Source organism: Treponema sp. R6D11 (genome assembly GCF_054786075.1).
The window spans coordinates 1-356 of record NZ_BDHD01001216.1; the positions used below are offsets into that span (position 1 = coordinate 1).

Sequence of the window (356 nt, forward strand, 5' to 3'; positions counted from 1 at the left end):
CATTATTGAATACTACCGCAGAAGCAAGTATAAAAGCTGGGTTATTGATTTTTTTACTGATATTTGTTCAAACAGGGAAATATCGCAGTTGATTTTGCAGAACGCGGATGAATATAACGTGCCCGCCGCGCTCGCCTTCGCCCTTTGTTGGGAAGAGAGCAGGTTTAACCCGCGCGCGGTCGGAAAGCCCAACCGCGACGGCAGTATCGACAGGGGGCTTTTTCAGCTTAACAACCGGTCTTTCCCGGAGCTTGACACGTATATGTTTTTTAATGTCCAGCACAACGCGCGTTACGGCATCAGCCATCTGCGGTACTGTCTTGATTACGGGGGCAGCGAGGTTTCCGCCCTTGCCA

At 50.3% G+C, this 356-nt stretch carries 1 protein-coding gene; it reads left to right on the forward strand.

Going from position 1 to position 356, the window contains the following annotated elements:
• Nucleotides 1-94: 94 nt before the first annotated feature.
• Nucleotides 95-356, forward strand: a 262-nt coding sequence (locus tag ACYVTD_RS18175; protein ID WP_461249005.1) for a transglycosylase SLT domain-containing protein, incomplete at its 3' end; no start/stop codon positions are given.